General features: G+C 66.4%; 9 protein-coding genes and 1 tRNA gene. 7 read left to right on the top strand and 3 right to left on the bottom strand.

The features are described 5' to 3' along the window. The 4 genes from RMO30_RS04360 to RMO30_RS04345 all read left to right on the top strand — a co-directional run. Positions 1 to 1,245: glutamate synthase-related protein (locus RMO30_RS04360; RefSeq protein ID WP_309709994.1), on the top strand; the 1,245-nt coding region annotated here is incomplete at its 5' end. Beyond that, positions 1,238 to 2,692: a glutamate synthase subunit beta gene (locus RMO30_RS04355; RefSeq protein ID WP_309709992.1), complete on the top strand. Its 1,455-nt coding sequence runs from the start codon at positions 1,238 to 1,240 to the stop codon at positions 2,690 to 2,692. The genes RMO30_RS04360 and RMO30_RS04355, both read left to right, overlap by 8 nt. 48 nt (positions 2,693 to 2,740) lie before the next feature. Next, positions 2,741 to 4,198, top strand: coding sequence for a pyruvate kinase (pyk, locus tag RMO30_RS04350; protein ID WP_309709989.1), 1,458 nt, complete (start codon positions 2,741 to 2,743; stop codon positions 4,196 to 4,198). Beyond that, entirely contained in the window at positions 4,098 to 4,430 is a 333-nt protein-coding gene (locus RMO30_RS04345) for a DUF1653 domain-containing protein (protein WP_397427886.1), read from the top strand. Before pyk ends, RMO30_RS04345 begins: the two co-directional genes overlap by 101 nt. On the opposite strand, the gene RMO30_RS04340 is transcribed toward RMO30_RS04345, so the two are convergent. Continuing rightward, entirely contained in the window at positions 4,427 to 4,837 is a 411-nt protein-coding gene (locus tag RMO30_RS04340; protein WP_309709987.1) for a DUF2255 family protein, read from the bottom strand. The genes RMO30_RS04345 and RMO30_RS04340 overlap by 4 nt on opposite strands. A gap of 40 nt (positions 4,838 to 4,877) precedes the next feature. Further along, positions 4,878 to 4,960: transfer RNA gene (locus tag RMO30_RS04335), tRNA-Leu, on the bottom strand. A gap of 53 nt (positions 4,961 to 5,013) precedes the next feature. Between RMO30_RS04335 and RMO30_RS04330 the strand changes: the two genes are divergently transcribed. Both RMO30_RS04330 and RMO30_RS04325 read left to right on the top strand, forming a co-directional pair. Then, complete coding sequence (locus RMO30_RS04330; RefSeq protein ID WP_309709984.1) at positions 5,014 to 5,619, top strand: response regulator; 606 nt, start codon at positions 5,014 to 5,016, stop codon at positions 5,617 to 5,619. Between the two features lie 462 nt (positions 5,620 to 6,081). Next, positions 6,082 to 7,017 (top strand): ice-binding family protein, encoded by a 936-nt coding sequence (locus RMO30_RS04325; RefSeq protein WP_309709981.1) that lies wholly within the window; start codon positions 6,082 to 6,084, stop codon positions 7,015 to 7,017. Positions 7,018 to 7,026: 9 nt separating this feature from the next. Here the strand turns inward: RMO30_RS04325 and RMO30_RS04320 are convergent, their stop codons facing one another. Further along, positions 7,027 to 7,452: a hotdog fold thioesterase gene (locus tag RMO30_RS04320; protein ID WP_309709979.1), complete on the bottom strand. Its 426-nt coding sequence runs from the start codon at positions 7,450 to 7,452 to the stop codon at positions 7,027 to 7,029. Between the two features lie 47 nt (positions 7,453 to 7,499). Between RMO30_RS04320 and polA the strand changes: the two genes are divergently transcribed. Further along, positions 7,500 to 9,716: DNA polymerase I (gene polA / locus RMO30_RS04315; protein WP_309709976.1), on the top strand; the 2,217-nt coding region annotated here is incomplete at its 3' end.

The following is a 9,716-nucleotide window of genomic DNA, read 5'->3' as shown; positions in this document are numbered from 1 at the left end:
CTGCTCGGAGCCGAGGAGTACGGTTTCGCGACCGCGCCGCTCGTCGTGTCGGGCTGCATCTTGATGCGGGTCTGCCACCTCGACACCTGCCCCGTGGGCGTCGCGACCCAGAACCCCGAATTGCGAGCCCGGTTCACCGGCAAGCCGGAGTTCATCGAGACCTTCTTCGAGTACCTCGCCCAGGAGGTGCGCGAGTACCTCGCGGAACTCGGATTCCGGTCGCTCGACGAGGCGATCGGCCGCGCCGACCTGCTGGACGTCGACCGCGCCGTCGAGCACTGGAAGGCCGACGGACTCGACCTGAGCCCGATCCTGGTGGGCCCGGAATTCGCCGCCGACGAGCCCCGCCGCAACCGGGTGGCGCAGAAGCACGACCTCGACGAGCACTTCGATGTCGAGCTCATCCGCCGCGCCGCCGCCGCGCTCGAACACGGCCAGCCCGTGACGATCGAGTTGCCGGTGAAGAACACCGAGCGTGCTGTCGGCACGATGCTCGGCCACGAGGTGACGAAGCGACATGGCGAGCACGGGCTTCCGGAAGGCACGATCCAGGTCTCGATGAACGGATCGGCCTGGCAGTCGCTCGGCGCGTTCATGCCCAACGGCATTACGTTGCGGCTCGAAGGCGACTCGAACGACTACGTCGGCAAGGGGCTTTCGGGAGGGCAGATCATCCTCCGCCCGCCGCGCGCGGCGGTCTTCCCCGCCGAACGCAACGTCATCGCCGGCAACGTGCTCGGCTACGGCGCGACCCAGGGCAGCATGTTCATCCGCGGCGTCGTGGGGGAGCGGTTCTTGGTGCGCAACTCCGGCGCGACCGCTGTCGTCGAAGGCGTCGGCGATCACGCTCTCGAGTACATGACCGGCGGCCTCGCGGTGATCCTGGGAACGACCGGGCGCAACCTCGGCGCTGGCATGTCGGGCGGCACGGCGTACGTCTACGAACTCCGGCCCGAGCGGGTCAACCGCGACGCCCTGGCGAACGGGGAGCTGTCGCTGATGCCGCTGGACAGTGCAGATGTCGAGATTCTCACCGACCTGCTGAGTAAGCACGTCGCCGAGACGGAGTCGGTGCTCGCGTCGAAGATGCTTGCCGAATCCGAAGCGACGATGGCCGCGTTCGTGAAAGTGATGCCCCGTGACTACGCAGCGGTCATCAAGACGCGCGCGGACGCGATCGAAGAAGGTCTGGACCCCGATGGCGACGTCGTGTGGTCGCGCATCATGGAGGTGACCGGTGGGTGACCCCAAGGGCTTCCTCAAGACGCAGGAACGCGAGCTACCGAAGCGTCGTCCCGTTCCGGTGCGCATCATGGACTTCAAAGAGGTCTACGAGAACCAGGACCCGACCCAGTTGCGGCGACAGGCCGGGCGCTGCATGGATTGCGGCATCCCGTTCTGCCACTCGGGCTGCCCCCTGGGCAACCTCATCCCGGAGTGGAACGACCTGATCTGGCGCGGCGAGGGCCGGCAGGCAATCGAGCGACTGCACGCCACCAACAACTTCCCGGAGTTCACCGGCACGCTGTGCCCGGCGCCGTGCGAGGCGAGTTGCGTGCTCGGCATCAACCAGCCGGCGGTCACGATCAAGCAGGTCGAGGTGTCGATCATCGACCAGGCGTGGGCGAACGGCTGGGTCACCCCGCACCCGCCTGAGCGGCTGACCGGCAAGACGGTCGCCGTCGTCGGATCGGGCCCCGCCGGACTTGCGGCGGCCCAACAGCTCACTCGTGCCGGCCACACCGTTGCCGTCTACGAGCGCGACGACCGCATCGGCGGCCTGCTGCGTTACGGCATCCCCGACTTCAAGATGGAAAAGAAGCGGCTGGATGCTCGGCTCGCCCAGATGCAGGCCGAGGGGACGCGCTTCCGGGCAGGCGTCGCCATCGGCGTCGACATCACCTGGGACGACCTGCGTTCGCGCTACGACGCCGTCGTGGTCGCGACCGGTGCCACGGTGCCGCGCGATCTGCCGATCCCGGGCCGCGACCTGCTCGGTGTGCACTTCGCGATGGACTACCTCGTGCAACAGAACAAGATCGTCGCGGGCGACCAGATCGGTCCGCAGATCACTGCCGAGGGTCGTCACGTCATCGTCATCGGGGGTGGCGACACGGGCGCCGACTGCATCGGCACCGCCCACCGTCAGGGCGCTCTGAGCGTCACGAACCTCGCGATCGGCACCCAGCCCCCGGCGGAGCGTCCCGAGCATCAGCCGTGGCCGACCACGCCGACCCTGTTTGAGATTTCGAGTGCGCACGAAGAGGGCGGGGAACGGATGTTCCTCGCGTCGACGGTCGAGTTTCTTGCCAACGATGCCGGCGAGGTGCGCGCCCTGCGCGTTGCCGAAACCGAGTACCTCGACGGGCGCCGCGTGCCGAAGTCGGGCACCGAGCGCGAGATCCCGGTCGACCTGGTGCTCATCGCGATGGGCTTCACCGGCCCCGAGACCGACACCTTGCACGGCCAGCTGCGTCTCCCGGTCGAGAACGGAGCGGTCGAGCGCGACAACGACTATGCGACCAGCGAAGCCGGCGTGTTCGTCGCCGGTGACGCGGGGCGCGGACAGTCGCTCATCGTCTGGGCGATCGCCGAAGGTCGTGCGGCCGCATCAGCCGTCGACCGCTACCTCGAGGGCGAGACGCAACTGCCCTTCCCGGTTCGCCCGACCGACCGGGCCCTCACGGTTTAGTTTTCACCCGCTTCACCACCGCCACCACTGAAGGAACCCAGCTACCCCATGAGAAGAGCCAAGATCGTCGCCACCCTCGGGCCGGCGACATCCAGCTATGAAGCCCTGCGAGCGATCATCGAGGCCGGCGTCAACGTCGCGCGGATGAACCTCAGCCACGGCACCTACGAGGTGCACAACGAGGTCTACGCGAATGTGCGCAAGGCCGCCGAGGATCTCGGTGCGCCGGTTGCGGTGCTCGTCGACCTTCAAGGCCCGAAGATCCGGCTCGGCAAGTTCGCCGACGGCCCACATCAGCTCGAAGTCGGCGACATCATGACCATCACGACCGAGGACGTGCTCGGCACGAAGGATCTCGTCGGGACGACGTTCAAGGGCCTGCCGCAGGATGTCGCTGCTGGCGACTTCCTATTGATTGACGACGGAAAGGTGAAGGTCAAGGTGCTCTCTACCGATGGCGTTCGCGTCGTCACCGAGTGCGTCGTCGCCGGCGCGGTCTCGAACAACAAGGGCATCAACCTGCCGGGCGTCGCGGTCAACGTGCCTGCACTGTCGGAGAAGGACGAAGACGACCTGCGTTGGGGACTCAAGCTCGGCGCCGACTACATCGCGCTCTCCTTCGTGCGCAACGCGGCCGATGTGACGCGGGTACACGAGATCATGGCCGAAGAGGGCCGTCGCGTGCCGGTCATCGCAAAGATCGAGAAGCCGCAGGCGGTCGACAACCTCGAGGAGATCATCGACGCGTTCGACGGCATCATGGTCGCGCGCGGCGACCTCGCCGTCGAGCTACCGCTCGAGGCGGTGCCGATCGTGCAGAAGCGCACGATCGAGCTCTCCCGCCGGATGGCTAAGCCGGTCATCGTGGCGACCCAGATGCTCGAGTCGATGACCGACAACCCGGTGCCGACTCGTGCCGAGGCATCCGACGTCGCCAACGCCGTGCTCGACGGCGCCGACGCGGTCATGCTGTCCGGCGAAACGAGCGTGGGCAAGTACCCGGTCGTCACGGTTCAGACCATGGCGCGCATCATCGCCTCGACCGAAGACCACGGGCTCGAGCGCATCCCGCCGCTCGGAACCAAGCCGCGGACTCAGGGTGGCGCGATCACGCTCGCTGCCGCCGAAGTCGCCGACTTCGTCGACGCGAAGTACGTCTGCGTCTTCACCGAGTCGGGAGACTCGGCGCGCCGTATGTCGCGACTGCGGTTTCGCATCCCGATGAAGGCATTCACCCCGGATGAGGCGATCCGTCGCCGGATGAGCCTCACCTGGGGTATCGAGTCCTTCCTCGTGGACCGCGTCGATCACACCGACGCGATGTACGGGCAGGTCGACAAGGTGTTGCTCGGCGAGGGACTCGCGGAGGAGGGCGACAAGGTCGTCGTGATCTCGGGTTCCCCTCCTGGAATCCCGGGCTCGACGAACGACATGCGCGTGCACGTCGTCGGATCGGCGCTCAAGCCGAAGCGTCCCGTCTGGGAGTCGGGAAAGCACGCTGACTGACGCGACGCGTCGCGAGGCACCTGCTGACATCCGACCAGGCCGTTACCGCCACTTCAAGGGCACCGTGTACGTCGTCGTGGGAACCGCGACCCACAGCGAATCCGAGGAGCCGTTCGTCGTCTACCACCGTGAGGGCGACGAACGGCTGTGGGTGCGGCCTGCCGCGATGTGGAGCGAGACCGTCGACCGCGACGGCTACCTGGGCCCGCGGTTCGCGCCGCGCGACACCTAGACCGCTTCGACCCGAAGCGTGAGGGCTCGGGCGTCGTCGCTCACCACCGAGCCGATGTGCGGGGTGTGCCCGTACTTGGCGCGGAACGCCGCATCCACTGCGTCCTGCTCTGGAGCGTCGGCGGCCACCTGAACAACGGTAACGGCGAGCCGCGGGTCTTTCAGGGCACCCACCGCATCGCGTTCGGCGTTACGTCCGTCGGCAAGTGTGAAGGCTACGGGACGGCCCGCGCGGGCTCGGCGGTTCCACGCGGCCTTCTGGCCGTACGCCGACCGCACGTACGGAACACCGTCGACGGCGACGGCCCAGATCGGAGTCGCGATCTCGTCACCGCTGGCGCGGGTAGTGACAATGGTGACGGTGTTGGTGGCGCCGATGTGCTCGGCCAGGCGGGCGAAGTCGCTCATGCGGGGTTCAACCCACGGGTGACCCTCTTACTTCCCTGGGTACCGGATGTGGGACTTGAACCCACACGTCCTTTCGGACAACCGATTTTGAGTCGGTCGCGTCTGCCATTCCGCCAATCCGGCGCACGTGCGTTCGAGGCGCACGGCACATCCTCAACGTACCGTAGGCTCGATCCGTGAGTGATGCCACCGAAACGCCGGCCGCACCGCGCCGCGTCGTCGTCGCGGAAGACGAGTCGCTCATCCGCATGGACATCGTCGAGATTCTTCGTGACAACGGGTTCGAGGTAGTCGGCGAAGCGGGCGATGGCGAAACCGCCGTGCAACTCGCAACGGAGCTCAAACCCGACCTCGTCGTGATGGACGTGAAGATGCCGCAGCTCGACGGCATCTCGGCGGCCGAACGTCTTGCGAAGAACCACATCGCCCCCGTCGTTCTCCTGACCGCATTCAGTCAGAAGGAACTCGTCGAGCGCGCGACCGAGGCCGGCGCAATGGCGTACGTGGTGAAGCCGTTCACGCCCAACGACCTCCTGCCGGCGATCGAGATCGCTCTCAGCCGCTACCAGCAGATCGTGACCCTCGAAGCCGAAGTCGCCGACATGGTCGAACGCTTCGAGACCCGCAAGCTCGTCGACCGGGCGAAGGGTCTGCTCAACGAGAAGATGGGCCTGTCTGAGCCTGAAGCGTTCCGCTGGATCCAGAAAGCCTCGATGGACCGGCGCCTCACCATGCACGACGTCGCCCAGGCGATCATCGAACAGCTCGCGCCCAAAAAGTAGTCTGCGCGGAAGAAGTAGTCTGCGCGCCCAGGTCGGCGAGCAGGTGAATGGATGTCGCGAAGGCGCTCTCGATAGCTGCTGAACTGAGCGCGCAAGCGCAGCGCAAGGGCAGCGCAAGTCGCGAGTTCACGGTGTACGATGCGGCTAAGTTGCTCTAGACCTCGGCGGCGAATGGTGCGTCTGCGCCGATTCGAGGGGGAATCTCATGAGCGGCTTTGCGATCGTTGAAGGTGTTGTCACACACCACTCGGTCGACTCGTGTCCCGTTTGCCGTGCCGCCGTTGGCAGCCCGATGTGGTGGCCTGGAACCGAAAGTCAGCCCTCCGGCATGCCCAGACGTTCGATGGCGGTCGAGCGAGCGGGCGGCGGAGGCCGTCTCGGGCTGAAGTATCCACAATCGCCGCGCCCGAGCCTCACCAGCCCCGACACGGGTCGACGATTCACCAAGAAGGCAGGATCAACATGTCCAACCAGCTGATGCAGCCACGCGTCGCACCGATCTCGATTGCACTCGCGGCACTCCTCACCGTCGGGCTCGTCGCGTTCGCTGGCCCGCTCACGGCCCACGCCGCCGAACCGGGCGATGACGACTTCCTCGGCACGGCCGAGGTTTTCGCGATCATCGCGTCCGACACCATCACCGAGACCGCGACGAACGAAACGGTCGTCGTCGGCGACGTGGCGCTCGATCCCGGAACGGTCGTCGAACTGCTGCCGGTTCAGGTGAGCGGAGACATCCACATCTCCGACACTGTCTCGATCATTGCCGACGCCGACCTCAACACGGCTTACGTGATCCTCGCGAACACCGGAGCGACGGAGACGGTGGGTACGACGAATCTTGCGGCTAGAGTGACGCCCTACCTGGCGGGGGTGTACTTCTCCGCGAGCGATCTGCTTCTGGACGGCACGATCACGCTCTTCGGGTCAGCTGACGACGTGTTCATCTTCCAGGCCTCGACCGGCGCACTGACCATCGAGTCGGGCAGCGTCGTACAGATCATCGGGGGTGTTCAGGCCTGCAACGTCTACTGGCAGGTCGGGAGTTCTGCGACGCTCGGCACCAACTCCACCGTCGTCGGCACGATCTTGGCGGCGACGTCGATCTCTGCCCTGAACGGAGCAGAGATCGAGGGACAACTGTTCGCCGGAGCTACGAATGCGGGCGCTGTCACGCTCGACAACAACGTCATCGACAGTGGTACGACCTGCTTGCGGACATCGTCGACGACACCCACGGAGACCACTCCCACGGGAACCGCTGGACCCGCAGAACTCGCCGAGACCGGATGGGACGCTGATTCGCCGCTCATTCTGGGCATCGGCGCCGCGATCATCTTGTTGGGATCGCTGCTGCTCGTCGGGTCTCGCCGAATCTACGCCGCCGTTCCTCAATAACGGAGGGGGCTAGCGGATCTTCTTCAGGAAGTTCGTCATCCGCACGGTAGACAGGCGGTTGCCGGCGTCGTCGGTGATGACGATCTCGTGAGTGCACAGCGTGCGGCCGAGCGAGATGGCGCGGCAGGTTCCGGTCACCCACCCCGAGTCGACCGATCGCGAGTGGGTCGCGTTGATCTCGATCCCGACGGCGACGTAGTCAGGCCCACCGTGGATGGCCGACGAGAGCGATCCCAGCGACTCACCGAGCACGACGTGGGCACCACCGTGCAGGATGCCGACGACCTGCGTGTTGCCTTCGACGGGCATCCGGGCGACCGAGTAGTCAGCCCCGAGGATGTCGTATTCGATCCCCATCTTGACCGGCAGCGCTCCGCCGTTGTTCGAGAAGCGGGCGAGCAGTTCGGGGGGCAGATCGGCGGGGTACTGGGTCACGTGGATGCCCTCCAGGGCTGTCGGATGCGGCGGCTAGGCTTACGCGCGTGCCGGACTCGAAAAAGCCTACGCTCCTGCTCATCGACGGCCACTCACTCGCGTTCCGCGCGTTCTACGCCCTCCCGGTCGACAGTTTCGTCACCCGTGACGGGCAGTACACCAATGCGATCCACGGCTTTCTCTCCATGCTGAATCTGCTCCTGCAGAACGAACGCCCTAGCCACCTCGCGGTGGCCTTCGACAAGTCGCGCGTCTCGTTCCGAACCGCCGAGTATCCCGAGTACAAGGGCACCCGGGGCGAGACACCCGCGGAGTTCAAGGGGCAGATCCCGCTGCTGCAGGAGGCGCTCGCGGCGATGAACATCCCGACCATCGAGGTCGACAATTTCGAAGCCGACGACATCATCGCCACTCTCGCCACGCGCGGGGCCGCAGCTGGCTTCCACGTGCTCGTGACCTCGGGCGACCGTGACACGATCCAGCTGGTCAATGACGACATCACGCTGCTCTACCCGAACGCCCGCGGGGTATCGGAGTTGAAACGGTACGACCGGGATGCGGTGTTCGAGAAGTACGGCATCGAGCCTGAGCAGTACCCCGAAATCGCGGCTCTGGTCGGCGAGACGAGTGACAACCTCATCGGCATCGACAAGGTCGGCGAGAAGACGGCTGTGAAGTGGATCAAGCAGTACGGAACTGTCGACAACCTTCTGGCGCACGCCGACGAGATCACCGGCGTCGTGGGCGGCTACCTTCGCGACCAGCAGGACCGCGCCATCCGCAATCGCCGCCTCAACCGGCTCGTTACCGACATGGAGCTGCCGCTCGCCCCCGTCGACTTGGCCCGCAAGCCGATGAATGTCGAGGCCGTGCGCGATCTGTTCGGTCGGCTGCAGTTCAAGGCTCTCCTCGAGCGGCTGCTGAAGATCGAAGGGGTCACCGACGAGGCGCAACTGACGGATGGCGGCGCGGTGACGAGCCAGCTGCCGCCCGTGCAGACGCCCGCGGGCGTCGACCTCGAGGCCTGGCTCGCGAAGCACTCCGACGGCGGCACCGCCCCGCTCGGCGTGCGGGTCGCGCTGCTCAACGGCAGCGTCGATGGAGTCGGCATCTCGGGGGAGTCCGATTCGGCGTGGGTGCCGTGGGGTGACTCCGTGCTCAGCTCCTGGCTCGCCGGCCCTGCGCCGAAGCACGTGTACGACGCGAAACGGCAGGGCAAGGCGCTCGCGGCAGCCGGTGTGGAACTCGGCGGAGTCGACCTCGATCCCGCTCTGCAGGCCTGGCTGCTACGCCCGTCGCAGAAGTCCGAGACGCTCGCGTCGCTCGTGTACTACTACCTCGGCGAGAACCTCCCGCAGCCCGACCCGAATCAGCTGGTGCCCGAAACCGAGGCGCTGAGCCCGGCGAGCGAGGCGTGGTTCGTGCGCCGACTCGCGGTCGAACTGGCCGGGCGACTCGACGCCGGGTCGCTGCGCGTGCTGCACGACATCGAAGTGCCGCTGGGCCCGGTCCTTGCGCGGATGGAGGTGCAGGGCATCACGGTGGCCGCCCCGGTGCTTGCGGGGCTCAACGAGCGGCTCGGAACCCGGGCGGCCGATATCGCGACCCAGGCGTACTCCGAGATCGGTCGCGAGGTGAACCTCGGGTCGCCGAAGCAGCTGCAAGAGGTGCTCTTCGATCAGTTGGGCATGCCGAAGACCCGGTCGAACAAGACGGGCTTCTCCACCGACGCGCAGTCGCTGCAAGACCTCCAAGACCTGCACCCGCATCCGTTCCTCGAGCTCCTGCTGCAACACCGAGACGCGACGAAGATCAAGCAGATCGTCGAGACCCTGCAGAAGGGACTCGGCCCTGACGGACGGGTGCACACCAACTACGAGCAGGTCGGCTCGGCAACCGGACGGTTGGCTTCGAACGACCCGAACCTGCAGAACATCCCGATCAAGACCGAGGTCGGTCGGGAGGTGCGCACGGCTTTCGTACCGGGCGTCGGTTTCGACACTCTGCTCACCGCGGACTATTCGCAGATCGAGATGCGCATCATGGCGCACCTCTCCGAAGATCAGGGGCTCATCGAGGCATTCAACTCGGGCGAAGACCTGCACCGGTTCGTCGGCGCGCGAGTGTTCGGGGTCGCCCCGGCCAAGCCAGACGGCTACCCGACACCGATCGTGGGCGCACCCCGCTGCTGGCGCACCAACGCGCCGAACGGATGCGGCTCCTGCTCCTCCCGGTCCGCCAGCGACTGGGCGTCGGTGGAGTAC

It is taken from the genome of Pseudolysinimonas sp. (genome assembly GCF_031389465.1).
Taxonomy (GTDB): Bacteria; Actinomycetota; Actinomycetes; order Actinomycetales; family Microbacteriaceae; genus Pseudolysinimonas_A.
The sequence above is the reverse complement of the archived record's forward strand: the minus strand, read 5'-3'. Positions and strand labels throughout refer to the sequence as shown.

Excerpts from the sequence above, each read along its gene's own strand:
- pyk (WP_309709989.1), top strand. The coding sequence starts at position 2,741 with ATGAGAAGAGCCAAGATCGTCGCCACCCTCGGGCCGGCGACATCCAGC.
- RMO30_RS04340 (WP_309709987.1), bottom strand. The coding sequence starts at position 4,837 with ATGAGCGACTTCGCCCGCCTGGCCGAGCACATCGGCGCCACCAACACC.
- RMO30_RS04325 (WP_309709981.1), top strand. The coding sequence starts at position 6,082 with ATGTCCAACCAGCTGATGCAGCCACGCGTCGCACCGATCTCGATTGCA.